5 protein-coding genes are annotated in these 19369 nt (G+C 62.6%); 2 read left to right on the forward strand and 3 right to left on the reverse strand.

Features of this window, described 5'->3' with window-relative positions; all coding sequences use genetic code 11:
• Window positions 1-190: 190 nt before the first annotated feature.
• The 3 genes from rtxA to GWQ29_RS01450 all read right to left on the reverse strand — a co-directional run bounded on the left by rtxA (window position 191) and on the right by GWQ29_RS01450 (window position 15541).
• Window positions 191-14713, reverse strand: a complete 14523-nt coding sequence (gene rtxA / locus GWQ29_RS01440; RefSeq protein ID WP_275918589.1) for an MARTX multifunctional-autoprocessing repeats-in-toxin holotoxin RtxA — start codon at window positions 14711-14713, stop codon at window positions 191-193.
• A gap of 17 nt (window positions 14714-14730) precedes the next feature.
• Window positions 14731-15126 (reverse strand): toxin-activating lysine-acyltransferase, encoded by a 396-nt coding sequence (locus GWQ29_RS01445; RefSeq protein ID WP_275906663.1) that lies wholly within the window; start codon window positions 15124-15126, stop codon window positions 14731-14733.
• A gap of 85 nt (window positions 15127-15211) precedes the next feature.
• Window positions 15212-15541, reverse strand: coding sequence for a peptide chain release factor 1 (locus GWQ29_RS01450; protein WP_275918590.1), 330 nt, complete (start codon window positions 15539-15541; stop codon window positions 15212-15214).
• Window positions 15542-15919: 378 nt separating this feature from the next.
• On the opposite strand from GWQ29_RS01450, the gene GWQ29_RS01455 reads away from it, so the two are divergent.
• Both GWQ29_RS01455 and GWQ29_RS01460 read left to right on the forward strand, forming a co-directional pair.
• Complete coding sequence (locus GWQ29_RS01455; protein WP_275908465.1) at window positions 15920-18007, forward strand: peptidase domain-containing ABC transporter; 2088 nt, start codon at window positions 15920-15922, stop codon at window positions 18005-18007.
• The gene (locus GWQ29_RS01460) at window positions 18004-19368 is read left to right on the forward strand and encodes an HlyD family type I secretion periplasmic adaptor subunit (protein WP_275918591.1); all 1365 of its coding nucleotides are present in this window, start codon (window positions 18004-18006) and stop codon (window positions 19366-19368) included. The genes GWQ29_RS01455 and GWQ29_RS01460 overlap by 4 nt, the downstream gene beginning before the upstream one ends.
• Window position 19369 lies beyond the last annotated feature (1 nt).

Raw genomic sequence — 19369 nt, forward strand, 5'->3', positions numbered from 1 at the left:
GGCAGGTGCAGCCCCATCCATTGGTCAAGCCTGAAATGGACCGCGAGCAGGCTGTACGAAGGAGCAGGGAGCCAAGGCGCACTTTCCCGCCGTCACGCACCGGCAAGGAAGCTCACGCCCACCGTTTTCCCATAAAAAAACCTGCTCCGAAGAGCAGGTTTTGCATGTCATTGGGTTGGTTTCAGGTCGCTCAGGCGACGTGCGCCCGACCCTGTATCACATCCCCCCAGGCAGACTGCACCAGGCTGTTGGCCTGACTGTCGAGGCGATTGATCAGTCCCATGTCGCCCGCTTCGGGGGCGAAGCTGCTCATGGCCTGGATCAGGCTGTCGACCGCATGGTGAGAGAGCGCCGTGTAGGCGCGCTCGCCCTCTGCCTGCTGCTCGCCAAGACCTATGACCAGCTGGGCCCGGTTGTCGGCGAAGTAGTTGCTGAAGGTGGCGCTGCCCAGCTGCTCGAACTTGCCCTGCTCGCTCGCCCCGTCGGTGTGACGGTTGACCAGCAGTTGCAAGTCGTAGCCGCTGCGCTTGAACCAGAGATCCCGCCAGCTGACGTCGTTGAAGACGATGAAGTCCTCCTTGCCGATGTCCTGCACCAGGTTCTCTATCACCTCGCCACTGAACACGAAGCTGTCGACACCGGTGCCGCCACTGAAGCGGTTCTGATACCCCCCCAGCACCAGCAGATCATCGCCGTCCCCGCCATCAAGCTGGCTGAACTTGGCGACCCGGTCGGCGATCAGCCGATCCCGGCCGTCACCGCCCCGGATACTGGCGTGATAACCCATCAGCTTGACCTGATTGTTGCCATGCTCCGCCAGCAGGCGGTTGTGGTTGCCGAACACAATGGCAACGTCATCCCCCTCACCCAGCCGGATCTGGTTGTGATGGCCTATGGTCACCGCAAAGTCCTGATCCGCACCGGCATCGATCTGGTTGTAGTTGCCGGAGGTGACCAGATAATCCTGGCCAGCGCCCCCTTCCACTATCCCCTCTTCTCCGAAAATGAAGGCCTGATCATTGCCCTCGCCCATGAAGGCGCGGTTGACACGGCCGGCCAGCACGGCGACATCGTCACCCTGCCCGCCAAACATCATGTTCTCCCGTCCCATCATGATGCCAGTGTCCTGACCGGCACCGCCGGTGAAGATGTTGGAGGTACCGGTGGCATAGAAGACATCGTCCCCGCGACCACCCCAGAAGTTGTTGTTGTCGCCGAGGTAGGCCCCCAGATCCTTGCCGTCGCCCCCCCAGTTGAAGTTGTAGTTGCCAAGGGAGACATGCATGTCGCCATCCCCCTGCAAGTGGCCACTGTTGCGCAGGAAGTCGAAGGTCTGCTCCTTCATGTTGAGCAGATCCGCCGTCAGGTTCTGCTTGAGGTTCTTGGCCAGCGCCACCACCTCTGCCTGCTTGTCCCGGTTGAACAGGGTGGCAAACAGGTTGGGCAGGCTCAGGGCGTTGAAGCCGAAGGCCCGCTCCTCGGTGGCGGCCGGCAGCGCCGCTGGCTTGGCGTCGTTACCCTGCTGCGCCGTCACGGCCCCGGATTTGGCCTCATCGGGGGCCTCATCCTGCAGGCCGTGGGTACGGGCAAAGCTGCTGAGGGCATCTTCCCCCAAATCCAGCCCGGCCTTGAGCTGATCGCGCCACTTGGCCGGATCGGTCAGGCTCTTGAGCTGATCGCCGCCAAACTCGGCGATGACCCCCAGCATCTCCTGCAACAGGGCCGGCGCATCGATGGCCGCACCATCACGGGCCACCAGCTCACCACGGGCGTTGTAATCCACGCCGAAGATATCCGCCAGCGTGGTATCGGCCCCGACCCCGGCCAGTCGTCCCAGCAACCGGTTCTGCAGCTGGCGCGGCAGATCGGTCGGGGTGAAGGTAAAGGTGGTCTTGGCCTGCCCGCTTGCGGTGAACTCCTGGGTCATCAACCCGAACAGGGAGCCCAGGTTGGTGTCCAGGATCGCCTGGATGTTGTCACCGAACACGAAGTTCCAGTTGCCCGTGGTGACCTGGATATCGGCCCCCTGACCGGCAACGGCAAAGTTGAAGACCAGCTTCTCGTTGGCCTGGCGCAACTTGCCTGCCCGGTCCAGAGGGCCCTGCGCACTCAGGCCACCGCCGGAAATGCGCTTGTTGAACTCCTTGTTGAGGGTCGCTTCCAGGTCGCTCTTGAGCCCGTGACTGCTGCGCTCGTTGCCGCTGTCCAGGGTGGTGAGCGAGCCGTATTCGACGCTGCTGGTCTGATCCAGACCGGCCATGTCGGCCACGAACTTGTTGGCGCCGGCCAGGGTCCACTGATCCCACTGGCTGGCAACCCAATCCGGCTTGGCGCCGTCACCGGCGATCTGCTGCAGGGCACCGGCAATACGGGCGGCCCCGTCAAACGGATTGACCAGCGGCGGAGTGGGGATGGATTTTTCCAGCATCACGATGAGATCGTTGCTGCGCCCCAGGTTGAAGCTGACGTTGCGTTGCCCCACAAACAGCTGGGCCCCTTCCAGCGCCCGGTAGCCGGCGATGTCGACGCTGTGTTTGCTGTCGCCATCCCCGATGTGCACCATGACGTTGTTGTCGCCGAAGGCCAGTGACTTCATGCCGCCCGTGCCTACCTTGACCCCCAGGTTGGTGGTCCCCCAGTTGAGGGCGGTGAACTCGCCATCCCCCACGTCGACCTGGATGTTGCCCGAGTAGCTGACCGCATTGTCGGCCTTTCCAGCGGCAGGCTCGGACTGACGCTGTTTTTCGGGGGCGACAAAGGTCTCGTCATTGTCGGCGATGGCGCCGCGGGCACGACTCTCGCCGTCACCCCGGCCCACGTTGGCCAGATCGATATCCCCTTCGGCCACGCCGCCGCGCACCAGCTCGGTGTGCGCCACAGGCTCGCCGGCTTCGTTGAGGGTCAGCACCACCTTGTTGCCGGCCACCTTGCGGGCCCAGACATCATCTTCACCACGGGTGTGCTTGCGACCAGCCAGATCGACCGCCACCTCGCTGCTGCGGGCCGATACCTGGGCACTGATCCCCTCGTTTTTCAATGCCTTGATGAAGCGGCTCGCAAACCCTGTCTGCTGGTCGTCGCTCACCAGGGAGCAACCCACCAGGCTGACGTAGCTCGGCTTGCTCGCCACACCCGCCTCTTGCAGACGCTCGCCGAACCGGCGCAGACGCCCGGCCAGCTCATCGGCACTGTAGCCACTGAGTCGGCTGTTGTTCTGCTCGTCACCGTCACGACCGTGACCCACCACCTGCCAGCGAATATTGCCAGCCAGCTGAGCAGGATCGCCATACACCACCCGATAGTTGCCATCCGCATCCAGCTGCACCACCAGGCTGCGATCGGGGTGCTTGCCCGCCAGACTGGCCGCCGCTTTGGCGGCAACCGGATCATCTTCGGTCTGGATGATGATCTGGCCATCGAAGCGGGTCTCGCCCCCCTGGTTGCCCGGCGTCACGTCAGGTTGCTGCCATTGGTTGACCCGCTGGTTGCGAACCGGCAGATCATCGCCATCCAGCGCCGCCACCGGCGTCCACTTCTTGGCGACATCGGAGTACTCGACCCGCTGACTGACATCGTCCGCCTGCAGGTGGAAGCGATTGTCCCCATCCACCTTCAGGGCCGGCAGCCCCAGACGGTGGGTAATGCCCGGCACGAAGCCTTCGATCCCTTTGTGGGACGCCAGGTGCGCACTGCCGTAGATGGCGACGAACTTCTCGCCAGCCGGCAACTTGCCCAACACGTCGACGGCGACGTTGTTGGCTGCCCCGGCGCGATACATCAGACCATGCTCGGTGCCGGCGATGACGGGTCTGGCGGTGCTGCCATCGTCCAGCGCCACGATCCGCATCCCCCGCTCCCGGGCCCGCTCGAACAGGGAGGGCTCCAGGTGCTTGCTCTTGAGCATGGTTGCCAGCTCGGGAGACATGTCTCCCCCCGCCAGATAGCGGTCTATCAGCGGCTGCGCCAGCTCGCCGCGCAGGTGCTCCAGACCGATGACGGTCACCCCCTGCGCCTTGAGGACATCCATCTGCTCGTTGACGAAGCGCAGACCATTCACATCGCTGCCATGGGTTTCCCCGATCAGCAGGCCGTTACGGTTCTCCAGCAGGCGTGACAATTGTCCCGCCAGCGTGCTCTCCTGCGCCACCTGATCGTTCAGATCCCGCAGGGCGTTCCCGGCATAGCGGGCATCCCAGGCCGCCACATCGGTCTGCTTGCTGCTGTGATAGATGTTCTCGACCTGCGCGATACGGCGTGACTCCAGCTCGCCGAGATAGCGGCGGTCGGCAAACTTGTCCAGCATGATCATCTCGGCAGAGAGCTCGGAGCCGGGCGCCGCCTGCTTGGCTGCCTCCTTGATGAAGTAGACAGTCATCTGGGCAGACTGATCCCCCGTCATGTCCTGCAACTCCTGGTAGGAGTAGCCCAGGTGCAGCACCTTGCCGGTCTCGTCCAGCACGGTCTTGCTCAGCAGCCCCTTCGACTGGGCATCTGCCAGCCACGTCTTCAGCTCGCCATACTGCTCGCCGAGCGCGACATGGAAGCTGGCATCAAACGGCAGATCCGCAGGCGCTTGCCCCTGGTATCCCTCCTTGGCCGCCAGATAGGGATCTTGTGACACCCAGCGCAGCAACATCTGGGTAAGACCCGGGTGCTTGCCATTCGCCTCCTCGGCAGCCTTGCCGATGACGAGCGCTGCCAGATCGGGGCGACTCTTGGCCAGTGTCGCGACATCGGCTTGCAGCGACGCCAGCTCACCGCGATAGAGCCCGCCGTTGAGCTGGCTCTGCAGCTTGCTCAGCACCGGATTTCTGCCGGAGCCTTCGTGCCTGGTCTGGTAGTCGTCGATCAGCTTGTTCAGCCGCAATGCGGCCTCCACCTGCGCCTGCCCGGTGGCGCCGTGCAGCACGGCGAGCTGATCCAGGATCCCCTGATAAGACTCGCCAATGGGCTTGGCAAATACCTGGGCGGCTTTTTTCAGCTCATCCGGGCTGTAGGCATCGGTAAACAGGCTGGTTGCCCGCTCCTGCGTCACCACTTTGCCCGGCAGCCCTGTCATCGGGCTCTCGTCAAACACCGGCAACTGCAGGATCTCCTGCAGCGTGACCTTGTTGGCAAGATCCTTGGACGGCTTGAAGCGGGCAAGCGCGTCCCCGTTCATCTCGGTCACCCGGAAGAACAGCGGCTTGCCATCCGCTCCCGGCGTCAGGTGGTAGCCGTTCGCCATGTCGAGCCCCTCCTTGCCAAAGAAGCGGGTCATGTAACGACTGAATTTCTCGGCGGAGGAGAACTCGACTATGCCCACATTGGGATCGTAGAAACCGTAGACTCGGCCCGACTCCCCCTGCTTGGACCAGGCGGCCATGGCGTGGCCCGGCGCATCCAGCTCCAGCAAGACGGGGGCAGCGTTCCCCTTGGCGGTCAGCTTGCCGAGCACGCTATCGAGCGAGATGGCGCTCTTGCCTTCCCACTTCTCCTTGACGATGTCGTACTTGATGCTGCGCAGGCTGTCGTAGTTGTAGGACGCCGGCGTGTTGTTGTGGATCTCGGCCAGACTGCCCACCAGCTTGCGGGCGTTGTCCAGCTCGGCGGCCGAGTAGCGATCCGGATTGTTGATGACGGCGGCCGCAGAGTAGAGCTTCTCCATCATGTGCCGCGCCAGATCCGGCTGCCCCTCGCTCTCCAGCTGCTTGGCGACCAGCACCAGTTTGGAGAGGGGATCGCAGCGGCCACCAAAACCGTCATCCGCCAGGTTCAGCAACAGCAACTGGGGTGCCAGGTGCTCCCTTGCCAGCGGATCTGCGCCCCCTTGCGAGGCCACGTCACGGAACAGGCGGTTGAACTGTTCAACCTTGGGTTTGATGGTGCTCTTGAGCGCCCGGTTCTCGATCTCCCAGGCGAGTGCCCCCTGCTGCTGTGGCGTCAGGGTCGGCTGGGTGAACAGATCAACCAGCTGGGTCATGCTCATGTCGGGCTGGAAGCCGTCAACCACCTTGCCGGCCAGCCCCTGCTGGTAACCCGCGAGGAACGCCTTGGTGGTACGTATGTCCTTGGCCACGCCGTTGCTGCCCACTTGCGGGGCGAGCGCCTCCTGGTAGCGATTGAGATCGCGCTTGATGCCATCGATGCCCTTGAGCGGCGCCTCGGCACCCGCCTCTGACTGACTGCGGTTGAACAGATCGCCGACTATCTGCTCGGCATACTGGCCCATCAAGTGGTTGCTGGCCAGATGGCCATAGAAGGTCTGCTCACCGCTGACCTGATACCCGGCCACGGCCAGCTTGGCCCGCAGTTTTTCACCCTCGCTGCCAAGCCCTTCGTTGTCGGTCAGCAGCATGATGGGCGTGCTCTTGGGCAGGCCGTCGAGGTTTTTCTCTACCGAGAAACGGCCGTTGACCGCCTTGGCAAGAGCCCCGACCAGACCGCCCGGATTGGGCAGCTCATGGGCCGTGATCGCCTTGCTCATGCTGGGCATGGGGCGATCGAGCAAGAGGGCGCCCACCGGCTTGCCCTGCTCGGCGGCATAACGGGCCAGATCGGCGGCGATGGGGCCGCCCATGGAGTAGCCGTGGATCAGGATCTTGCCAGGCGCCACCCCACGCTCTTCCATCAGATAGCGGAACATGGTGCGGGCATCCTGGTAGACCCCCTGCTCGCTGGGACCGCCATCGCTGGCCCCATAGCCGCGCAGGTTGACCGCCAGCATGTCGATGCCCTGTTTCTGGTAATGGCTGCGAACGGCATCGGCCTGCTCCTCGGCAGAAGAGCCTGAGCCATGCAGGAACAGCACCACCTCGGGCTTGCCATCTTCCTGCGTCCCTTGCCGTTCGGTCCCCTTGTGCAGGTAACCGGACAGGCGGCCGGCGTCCCCTTGCAGGGTCACTTGTGCAGCCTCCCCTTTGCTCACCGCATGGTCGAGCAGCTGCCGGGTGATGTCGCCCACCTGGCGGCGCTCATCACGGGTGCCATACAGGTTGTCGTTGAGAAAACGGGTCAGAGGGTTGAGCGGCTGCCTGTCTACCGGTGCCGAGCCGTCGTTCTCCATGGAGACGGGCTTGCCGGATGAGGCGGGTTCAACCACCTCGACAGGGGCACTGACCTTGCGCGGTGTCCCGAGTGCGGCCAGCTCATCGAGCTGCGCCGTATAGGCATGCTGCTGATAGAACTCGAGGGTGCGGCCGAAGGCACCATCGAGTGCAGCCTGCACCGACGCCTTGCTGTCTTCGCCAGCCAGCTCTACCAGATCCCGGTAGTTGGCGGTATAGCTCTCCAGCACCTGCTTGCGCGCATCCCCGCTCGCCTGCAACGCCTGATAGACCGCCAGACTCTCGTTCACCGAGTGACCACCATCAAATACCAGGAAGGCAAGAGTGTTGAGGTAGGCCTGACTCGGGGAGTAAGCAGGGTCTTTCGCCGCCAGATAGTTGTTCAGGTGCACCATGATGTTGGTGGAGCCGGAAGCACCGGTCACCACGGGCAAACCCTTGTCCAGCGCGTTGCGCTCGAAGGTGGTCTCCTTGCCCGGCGTCAGTATGCGGCCATCGGCCACGCTGCGCCCGCTCAGGAAGTCGTCGTACTTGTCGCCGCCTGGCTGATAGTGCAGACCCGTGCCGTAGTCGCTGGTGGTGCGACCCGGCAAGTCGACTTGCAGCAGACTGTCCTTGGCAGAGGCGATCTCGGTGCTGGTCGAGCGCGCCTTGGTAATGACGCTGCCATAGAAGCGATCCCCCTCTCTCTTCCAGTCGGCCGTGTCCATGCCGAGCTCGGGATGGGTGGCCATCTTCACCGCCAGGAAGGGCACCTTGATGACATCGAAGCCGTTGTCGACCCGGGTCATCATCTGTTTGAAGTTGGCCAGATTCGGCTCGGCCAGGAAATCGGTCAGGCTGGGCACCCGGCTGAACCAGGGACGGGTGTCTTTCTTGATGGCCTCGGCGAATGCCGCCATCTTCTTGTCGATGCGCTGGCTCTGGGTGGCTTCGTCCAGCTGCAGTGTCTGGATCCAGTCGCCGAACTCCTTCACCAGCCTGGCGCCCAGTTGCGCCGAGGTATCGATCGCCGCCTGCGACGGTGAGGTCACCAGCGCATGGGCAATCTCTGAGTCGAAACGACGGCCAAACAGGTTGTCTATGTACTGGCCGGTCGCCTTGCTCTTGTTCGCATCGGCCAGCAAGGCTTGTGCCAGCACCTGCAGCTGCGGCTGATCCCACAGCGTCTTGCAGGCAGTCTCAAACAAGGCGATGGTACTAGGTCCATTCACCTCGCCAGAGAGCCAGAGCGCCTTGACCTCTGCGGCCAGCTGGCGGGTTTGCGGCGTGTCGAACTGACCCAGCTGATGGGCAAACGCGATCAGACTGTCATGCTCGGTACGGGGCGCCTGCCGCTCGGCGTTGGAGTTGGTGTCGGTGAGCGGACGAATGCTGAGCTCGGTCACCCGGGCTATGTCGGTGGCACTCAACTCACCCACTACTCCTGTGATCCGGCCTATGCCGTCGAACACCAGCTGATGTTCAAAGCGGGTTCTCTGTTCAGGCGGCAGTGCCAGACCATGCACACCGGCAGCCTTGGCCCTGAAGGCGAAGGTGTGGCTCAGCAAGGAGGCGACCTCGAAGCGCAGCGCCTTCACCTGTTCACCGCGCAGGGCAAACTCTTTGGGGTCGCGAACCTGCCACTGGGACAGGCTTTGCTCCAGCAGCCCCAGATTCGCCTCCGATGGCTGTTGTTGCACCCGAACCACGGCCTCGCGTACCGCCTTGAGTCGATCGCTTGGCAAGTCGGTCGAGAGCTTGCCCAGCTGGCGACGGGTAGAGTCAATGAAGTCACTGTCTTCGCGCTTGAGCAGCTGGAAGGCAAAACCGGCGGTCTCGGGGACGGCTACGGCCGGGCCTCGCACCGGGCTTCCCAGCCCGGCCAGGAAGACCCCGGACAGGCCCAGCTCGGCGCTGCGGCGCGAAGACGCATGGCTCGTCGGCACAGTGGCACCCGACTCGTGCTCACCGACCATATCGGGCAGTGTGATGGTGGGTGTACCATTAGCCCGGACCCCGGCATTGATCTGCAGGCGGTTGACCGCAGCCAGGGCGCCATCGAGGGCGGACTGCTCCTGTTCGCTCAAACCATTGGCGGCATCGATGGCCGATGGCTGGGCGCTGGCCGAGACGTCGGTCGACAGACCGCTGGCATCCGGCACATCAAGCTCACCGGCCTGTGGCAACCGGGGTGCCGCCATCGGGCTCTGGCCGTTATTCGCTTCCTGACGGCTCGGCTTGTCGCCGCTTTGTTTCAGGCTTGCCGCATTCTGCCTGGCCTGTGTTGCCTGCTGGCTGGCCTGGCTGCTGGCCTGCTCGCCTACGGCCTGGGCCTGGCTCGCGCTCGACTCGCCCTCTTGCTGCCGCTGCTGGGCATCGGCCTCGCGGGTCAGGGCATCGAGACGACGCTGCTCGGCCTGCTCGGTCCGGCTCTGCCCCTGCGCCAAGGCCTCGCCCTGCAACTGTTCACTGCGCTGCTGGCCAGATTTGGACTGGGCAAGGGCGGCCTCGACCTGCTGGTTCTGCTGCTCGCGGCGGGTTTTGGCATCCGCGATCGCCTCGCCTGCCCTGCCGCTGGCCTCTTCCAGATCTTCCTGTGCATCGGTCAACAAGCGGTCGGCAAAACCATTGCGCCAGTGCTGGCCGGACGGGATGGTGGCCGCTTCGGGCTGCTTGAGCTGTTCAAACTGGCGGGCCAGGGTGTCGAGCTGGGCCGTCATGTCGCGGGCTTCCGCCTCGATGGTGGCACGCTGCTGCTGGCCATTCTCCGCCAGCTTCTGCTGGTCGGTAGCCTCCAGCTGGGCCTGAGTGCCCGAAATGGCGGCGAGCTGCTGCGCCTTCTCCTGCTCCAGCCGCTGTTTGTCGGCATCGGCACTGGCCCGATCGGCTTGGGCCTGGGCGGCGTTGCCGTCTTGCGCCAGCTGGGCACTCACCTGGCCTATCTCGGCCTTGCCAGCCGCAGTGGCGACCACGTTGTCGAGCAGATAACCAAGGCCGTTGTTCTCCCCCGTGCCCCGGAACGCCAGACTATTGCGGCCCTCTCTGGCAGTCAGGGTCAACTGTTTGGTCTGCCAGCTGTCGGCGTCGCCTTCGCTGGCAAAGACACGCTCGCCGTTCCACAGCACTTCGATGCCATGCTGCAGCGAGATGTTGGCCCGACGGGCAAAATCGAAGTTCAGAGTGACAGTCTCGCCCGCCTTGAGGCCGGCAAGATCCTGGGAGATTTGGGTATTTCTGTCGGTAGAGAGTTCGCTGACGCGAGCGCCGTGCGCCTCGGTGGCCAGCCCGTAGGCGCTGGCGGAATGATCTGCTTCGATCCCGTCACCGGCATGCTGCCAGCCGTGGGCGCCCTGTTCGAAATCGCCGTTGACGATGTGGTTTTCGCCCCCTCTGGCCAGGCCTTGCTCATCGAGCTGCAACGCCTTGTTCATGGCTTGCTCATCCCGCTCGCCGGTCTGGCTCACCTGACCGGTCAGGCCGTTCGCCAGCGAGGATTTCACCTCGCCAATCTCGTCCAGACCAAAGCCGCTCAGGGCCTGAACATCCCCCAGACTGGCCGCTTGTGGCGCCTTGACCGGGCCCTCTTCATCGCCCTGTACCAGATAGTTGATCGCCTGGTTGCCTGCCGCACCGAACAGGGTCTGCTTGATGTTGTCAAACAGGGTACCGAGCTTGTTGCTGCTGGTGTTGCTGCTGGCGATGGCCAGGCTGTAGAAGTCGCCGTTGCCTATCTTGATGGCCACGTTGTGGCGGGCATAGGCCGCCGTGACGTCAAGCCCGTCACCGATCTGGACATTGGCATTGCCCTTGCCCTTCATGACGGCGACGTTGAGCCCGTCCCCCACCTTGGTGTTGAGGTTATAATCACCCCAGGCCAGGTTGATGGAGGTGCCATCGCCAACCTTGATGTTGTTGTTGAACTTGCCGTAGGCGGCGGTGACGCTCAGGCCATCCCCCACTGTGGTGGTCTGGTTGATCTCCCCCTTGGCGAGGGTGACCTGGATGCCGTCCCCCACCCGGGTGACGACGTTGGCCTTGCCGAGCAGGGCCTGGTAGCTCTCGCCATCCCCCACCTGGGTGACTATGTTCGCATCCCCCTTGGCCAGCACGACCTGACGGCCATCCCCCACCTTGGTGATGATGTTGGCGCGACCCCAGGCACCTGTGTAACTGTCACCGTCACCGACCTGGGTGACCAGGTTGGCCTCCCCTTGCAGCACAGCCAGCTCGCGGCCATCGCCGACCTTGGTCAGCACGTTGGCGCGGCCCTTGGCGAAGCTGTAACGGTCACCGTCACCGACCTGGGTCAGCAGGTTGACATCCCCCCAGGCCCCTTGCACCACCAGGCCGTCGCCCACCTTGGTGATCAGGTTGGCGCGGCCCTTGGCCAGGCCTATGGTGCTGCCGCCACCGACATGGGTCATGACGTTGCCTACCTCGGAGATGAGCAGGCCCACAGTGGTACCGTCACCTATCTTGGTCAGCAGATTGCCCTTGCCCCACAACACCGCAGCCGTGGTGCCATTGCCCACGTGGGTCAGCACGTTGGCATCGGCCTTGGCGATGACGCCGAGGAAGTCATCCCCGACCTTGGTGATGATGTTGGCTTTGCCCAGCGCCAGTACCCCTGTCAGACCGCTGCCCACATGGGTCACTATGTTGGCCTTGCCAAACAGGGCCGCCAGTGTGGTGCCATCACCCACCTTGGTCATCACATTCAGCTCGCCGGCGAACAACCCCAGACTGGTGCCGTTGCCGATGTGGCTGTAGATGTTGGCCTTGCCAATCATCAGCGCAGCGGTCAGGCCATCGCCCACCTTGGTCATCAGGTTCGCCTGCCCCAGCATGGCGGCGAAGGTCTCACCAAGGCCGACATGGGTGAAGACGTTGGCATTGCCCACCATGGCAGCCAGCGTCATGCCGTTGCCCACCTTGGTCGCCAGGTTGCCCTGGGCCAGCATCAGGGCGACGGTCAGGCCGTCACCGACATGGGTGAAGACGTTGGCCTTGGCCACCATCAGCGCCAGGGCATTGCCATCCCCCACCTTGGTGAAGACGTTGGCTACCCCGCCCATCAGGGCCCAGGCGTCGCCCTGGCCTATCTGGGTAAACAGGTTGCCCGCGCCTATCATGGCGGCAATGGCCGTGCCGTCACCCACCTTGGTGAACAGGTTGCCAACGGCACCCATGACCCCCAGGGTGGCGCCATCGCCGACATGGGTCAGCACGTTGCCCGCCCCCAGCATCACGGCAGAGAGATCGCCGTCACCGACCCGGGTCAGCACGTTGGCCGCCCCCAGCAGCAGCGCCTGGGTATCACCCCGGCCAATCTGGGTCAGCACATTCACGCCGCCCCCCAGGATGGCCTGCACCTTGCCGTTGCCCTTCTTGGTGAGCACGTTGGCGCCCCCCAGCAGCACGGCGCGGGTATCGGCAGCCTCGTCCCCCTGACTGATGTGGGTGAGCACGTTGGCGCCCCCCAGCAGTCCGGCGGTCAGCTGGCCGGCACCCAGCTTGGTCAGCACGTTAGCACCGCCGACCAGCATGGCATCGAGCTGCCCCTCACCGGCCTGGGTCAGCACGTTTGCCCCACCGCCAGCCAGCCAGAGACCATTGCCATCGCCGATCTGGGTGTGGGTGTTGTAACCACCCAGCATCACAACCTGGCTGTCGCCACGCCCCTGCTGCACCGAGATGTTGCCATAGGCCAGCAGGCGGGCCAGATACTCCCCGTCCCCGCTGCGTACCAGCACGTTGGCCGCGCCAACGGCATAGACATCCATCTTCCCCTGCGCGCCCTGATGTACCAGCACGTTGGCAAGACCGGCGCCACGGAACACCAGATCGCCGAGCTGACCGCGCTTGATCAGCACGTTGGCGGCCCCGGCGCCGTTGAAGTGGATGTTGCCCTCGGTCACGTCGGACTCGATCACGTTGCCGCCACCGGCGCCGTCGAAGAAGATGTCGCCCTTGCTCTTGCCGCCGCCTTGCTGGCGGGGGAGCAACGGCTGGGAGTCAAACTCCCGGGTGGCAGGCAGCCGATCCGACACAGCGGTCACTGTGTCGAGCTGGTAGTGCACCTCGCTCAGGGAGTAGCCCCCCGTGCCCATGGCGCTGAAACCCGTCTGCTCCGAGATGACCTGATCGGCCAGGCTGGCAATGTGGTTGCCCTCCTTGTACCAGGCCCTGGCCAGGTACTTGAGCGCACCGGTTTCCCTGTCGTTGGCCAGCTCCACCACCACTATCTTGGTGTAGGGGCCAAGCTGCTTGGCAAACACATAGGTGTTGGCCTGTACCCGGGATTTCACCGCGCTGACAGCGACCTTGGTCCCATCTTTATAGATGGCATGACCACTCATGTTGGCCGTGGAGAGGGTGACATCGGCGGCGGCCACAGTCACGCCACCGCCGTAGTTGATCCAGCTGTTTTCGGTCAGATCCGCTTCCACCGCCTGCAGTGTGATGCTCTGACGCCGTTCAAACACCAGATCCGTCAGGCGATAGGCGCCGTCGGTCCGGGTCGAGGTAAACCCTTGCTGTTCATTGATCTGGCGGCTGGCCAGGCTGGCGAGGTGATCACCTTCCTTGTACCAGGAGGTGGAGAGGTAACGCAGGGGACCCTGCTCGCCCTCGTTGGAGAGTTCGACCCGATTTATCTTGGTGTACATGCCATCGAAGAAGGCAAACAGGTAGGTATTGGGTTGCAGGGTCGACTTGATGGCCGTGACCGCCTGGGACTTTTGAATCCAGCTACCGCCCATGGTGGCCGTGGTCAGCACTATCTCGTCGGCACTGGCACCCGCAAAGGGCGAGCTGTCGCTGCCAGACCCCTTGCGGGAAAGGTGGTTGTATCCCCCGGCTCCCTTGAAGTGAATGTTGCCCTCGGCCACATCGGACAACAGGCGGTTGTAACCCCCGGCGCCGTTGAAACGGATGTCGCCACGGGTCTGCAGATAGGCATCATCCTCATGGCGCAAACGGGAGATCTCGTTCCAGCCACCGGCGCCGTTGAAGGCGACATCCCCCTCGCGTCCCTTGCGGAACACCTTGTTGTAGGCGCCGGCCCCGTTCAGGGATATGTTGCCGGATTCCACCAGGGAGCTGATGATGTTGGCCGCACCAGCGCCATAGAAGCTGATGTTGCCGTGCGATCCCTGATACTGGCTGTGCCAGGTACGATCTATCTTGTTGGCCGCACCGGCACCGCTGAAGGTCAGATCGCCCCTGTCGGTCTGGTGCCAGAGCTTGTTGTAACCCCCGGCCCCCTCGAAGCTGACGTTGCCACTGATCCCCTTGCGGGTCAGGAAGTTGGCAATAGCCGCCCCCTGATAGCGGATGTCGCCCTCGCGCCCCCGGTGATCGATATTGGTGCCGCCGCTGGCGCCGGCAAAGTGGATATTGCCTGACTCGGACTTGCTGATGTCCGCGTAGCCCGCCGCCCCCTTGACGGTCAGGTTGCCGGAGTCGTCGACCACCTTGAGGTAGGCGGCGCCGCCGTACACGCTGTCATTGCCCGTGCCGGTATAGACGGTGGCGCCAATGGAGCCGATCTTGATGGTGTCGTCACCGCCATAGGCACGGATGACGCCGCCGAAGCCAAAGGCATTGATGTCATTATTGCCATCATCTGCCGTGTAATTACCGGTAAAGAAGTACTCAATACTTCTCCATACACTCTTTCCCATGTATTAGCTCATTATGATTAAATGGAAAACCACTGCACCCTGCGCACACAATGGCCAAGTTCGGCATGAACATGACCGCGCACGGTACAGACCCGCTGCCCTTTCCATGGCAGAAATATCCGGCGACGCAGATCGCTCACCACAGTGCGGGCATGTCCGTATGGCGCTATCATCTCCGGAATAAAAATATGGTCGCCGGATTGCCAATCCTCACGGATCAGCTCCCGCTCCGCGGCCAGCAAGGTGTCACGAATGGATAAAGAGACAAACGCCCAGTTGCAAAATGCAACCGGGCGCCCGTGTGAGTCTTCATAATAGCTGAACTGGTTCAATTCGAAGGCAGGCAATATTCGCTGCTGCCACTCGGCGACGGAATAACGCCGGTGCAGGGAGGAGTGCTGACTCAGCAGCATGACTCCCCCCAGAATATGTTGATTTTGTTGCCAGTTCGGTTCCGTTGATTGCAATACCAAGCTCATTGGATCCCCAACCGGAACATTATTTTTTCTTGCGCGGCGCGGCCTGTGCTGTGGCAGCCGGTGCGGCTTGTTGCTCGTCAGAAGGGGCTGACGGGATCAGGCCTGCGGCGATCAACTTGTCAAACTCGGCGGCCATTCGCGGATCTTCAAGCATATTTTTTATCATTGAAACCATATACATAAAGCCAGCGGCAGGCATATGGACCGTCTGTTTCAGTGCCAACTCGTTGTCACTTTCTGCCATGACCCCTTGCGCCATCTTCAGCGGATCTTGTCCGACGAAATAGAGGGAGAAGATCCCCTTGTTATAGTTGACGCTGGATACTGTCTGTACAAACTGCTCTGTCATATAAATTCCATTATCAATAAATATAAAGAAAAACAAAAATGAAAAATAACACCACAAGCAATACAACATGGGCTTAACATTTCGCATTTCACTATATTTACCATATTTGAAATTATTATCATGTTCAATTAAACAATGACCTAAAAATAGAGCAAATACGTCAATAGAGATATCAACTCAATCGTCAAGGTTAATACATCCATATCTAAAGATTAGCCTGATGCAGTACTCAACCCGGCCCTTCTATTATGAGATTTGTCAGCCAACATAATATTTGACAGTAAAATAATGGCTCGCTAGTATGCGCGCCCTGCCTGCAACAGGCCACCTTGCCCCATATAAACAGGAGGGGTGTCACAGCGGCAAACGGATATTATTATGACGGCGAGTGAAGAGTCTGTTTTAGCGTGTATCAATATTATTATCGGGATGCTGGGTTGTCCCTCTAAAGATATAGCACCCACGCCAGACGACACCTTTGACAATATTATCGATACGCTGCAGCAACAGACAGGAACCCGCATTCGTCAGCGTCATATCCCATCTCGAAAACTCGATAAACTGACTCTGCCAGCGGTACTGCTGAGCCCCTCTGGCAAGGCGCTCGTGCTGGCCCAGCGCCAGGGTGAACAGGCGCTGATCCTGGATCCAGCCGTGGGCAAGCCGCAAGTCATAGCACAAGACGAACTGCTGGCACGCTGGGATGGCCGCTTGCTCGAGGTCGGCAAACGGCAGAGTCGCTTCGACATCCGCTGGTTCATCCCCGCCTTCTTGCAGCAAAAACGCCTGCTCGGCGAGATACTGCTGTTCTCGCTGGTGTTGCAGATCCTGGCGCTCATCTCACCGCTCTTCTTTCAGGTGGTGATGGACAAGGTGCTGGTGCATCAGGCCTGGGCAACCCTGGATGTGCTGGTGTTCGGGCTGCTGATCACGGCCCTGGTGGAGGTCTGTCTGCGGGGGCTGCGGGAATACCAGTATGCCCATACCGCCAACCGGATCGATATCCAGCTCGGGCTGCGCATGGTGCAGCACCTGTTTGCACTGCCTCTGCTCTATTTCAAGAGTCGCCAGGTGGGCGCCATTGTGACCCGGGTGCAGGAGCTCAACACCATACGCGAATTTCTGACCGGCACCCTGTTCACCCTGACGGTGGACGTGCTGTTCATGTTTGTCTTCCTGGCCGTCATGGCCAGCCTCTCCGGCATGCTGACCCTGGTGATCCTGCTTTCCATTCCCGCCTATGTGCTGATCGCCTGGTGGATCACGCCGCGCATGCAACAGGCGGTCGAGCAGCAGTTCGGCCATGCGGCCACCAATACCGCTTTCTTGAACGAGACGGTCGCCGGGGCCGAGACCCTCAAGAGCCTGGCGCTGGAACCGCGTTTCGTGCGGCGCTGGGATGAGCAGACCCGCCAGATGGTGGAGGCCGGCTACCAGGTGCAGCAACTCAACAATGCCTCCCAGCACGGGGTCATGTGGCTGCAAAAACTGGTGACAGTCATAGTGCTCTGGCTCGGTGCCAGCGAGGTGATCGCGCTGCAGCTGACCATAGGCCAGCTCATCGCCTTCAATATGATGGCCAGTCACGTGGCGCAGCCGCTATCGCGCCTGGTCGAGTTGTGGGGCCAGTTCATCCAGACCCGGATCGCGGTAGACAAACTCGGCGACATGCTCAACCTCCCCCCGGAACATCAGCGCGATGGGGATGGCCGCATCCACGCCGGCGCCATAGTGCTCGAGCGGGTGCATTTTCGCTATCAACCGGATGCCCCTCTCATCATCGACGATCTCTCCCTCGCCCTGGCGCCCGGCGAGACGCTGGGGATTGTCGGCGGCTCGGGCTCGGGCAAGAGTACCCTGGCCCGTCTGCTGCTGCGGCTCTATCAGCCGGAGCGGGGGCAGATCCTCATCGATGGCCAGCCCATCCAGCAGATCCCCCTCCACCACCTGCGCCAGCAAATGGGGGTGGTGTTGCAGGAAAACCATCTGTTCAACAAGTCGGTGCGCGACAACATAGCCCAGTCAGTGCCCCACGCCAGCCTGGACGACATCATCCGAGCCGCTACCCTGGCTGGCGCTCACGACTTCATTTTGCGACTGCCCCTTGGCTACGACACTGTGCTGGCGGAAGGGGGCAGTTCGCTCTCCGGCGGTCAGCGCCAACGGCTGGCCATAGCCCGCACCCTGCTGGCCGACCCCAGGATCCTCATCTTTGACGAGGCCACCAGCGCCCTGGATGACGGATCCCAGGCGCTGATCCAGCACAACATGCGCCACATCGCCAGCGGCCGCACCGTCATCACCATAGCCCACCGCCTCTCCACAGTGCGCCACTGCGACCGCATCATAGTCCTGCAGCGCGGCAAGATAGTGGAGCAGGGCGACCACGCCAGCCTGCTGGCACTGGGGCAGCACTACGCCCGCCTGTGGCATCTGCAACAAGACTTGCACGAGGAGACCCCATGAATCTGCGCACCTGGCTGAACCGCTGGCGCCGACCCGGTCCAGCCCGGCAGCAGGAGACCCACTACGGCTTCCTGCCCGCCCATCTGGCGCTGGCCGAGACGCCGCCCTCCCCCTTTGCCCGCATCACGGCGCTCACCCTGAGCGCCGGTGTGCTGCTCACCCTGCTCTGGGCCTGCTGGGGCCAGCTCGACATCCAGGCCACCGCCAGCGGGCGCCTGCTGGTATTTGGCCGCAGCCAGATGATCCAGTCCTACGAGCAGGCCAGGGTGATCACCATTCACGTGGAAGATGGCCAGGCGGTCGCCGCCAACGCGCCGCTGCTGACCCTCAACACCCTGGGGGTCAGCCAGGATCTGAGCCGGTTGCGCGAGCAACAGGCATTCCAGTACCAGACCCTGATCCGTTATCAGGCGCTCTATGGCAACGAAACCGTCACCCAGCACCCCGACTACGCCAGGCTCACACCGGCGCAGCAACAGGCGCTGGCGGAGAACCACCAGAGCGAGCTGCACGAATACCGGAGCACCCTCAACAACCTGCAGGCCGAGCTTGGGGTCAATCAGGCCAATCAGGCCGCCCGACGGGGGGACATGGCCTCCCTCACTATCCTGCTGGCCAACATCCGGCCCCGCCTGCAGGCGCGCCAGACCCTGAGCCAGTCCCAGGCCATCTCACGGGTGGAGTATCTGGAGCAGGAGAAGGAGCTGCTGGAAACCCAGCGCCAGCTCGCCCAGCAGCGGGCCGAGCTCGAGGTGCTGCAATCCCAGCAGCAGAGCCTGCAGGAGCGGCTGGCCGGCTTCAAGGCGCAGAAACAGCGGGAGTGGGTCGAGAAACGCCAGCAGGCCCAGCTGCAACTGACCGCCATCGAGCAGGAGCTCGCCAAGCTGAGCGAGCGGGAGCACCTGGAAGTCATTCGCGCCCCGGTGGCGGGCACAGTGCAGCAGCTGGCCATCCACACCCAGGGCGCCGTGGTACAGCCGGCCCAGCAGTTGCTGGTCATAGTGCCCAACGAGGGAGTCCAGTACGCCGAGGTGAAGATCCTCAACAAGGACATAGGCTTCGTGCACGAAGGGCAGACGGTCAGCATCAAGGTGGATGCCTTTCCTTATACCCGTTACGGCACCATAGACGGCGAGCTGGTCAGCGTGTCGCGCGATGCCACCACGGATGAGCAACTGGGGCTGGTCTTTCCCGCCAGGGTCAAGCTGAGCCGGGGCGAGATGCAGATAGACAATCAGCCGGTGCGGCTCACCCCGGGCATGTCGGTGGTGGCCGAGGTCAAGACGGATAGGCGCCGGGTGATCGACTACCTGCTGAGCCCGATCCGTGAGTACCAGGCCGAGGCACTGCGGGAGCGATGAC

This window comes from Aeromonas sp. 2HA2, from assembly GCF_029237345.1.
GTDB lineage: Bacteria > Pseudomonadota > Gammaproteobacteria > Enterobacterales > Aeromonadaceae > Aeromonas > Aeromonas salmonicida.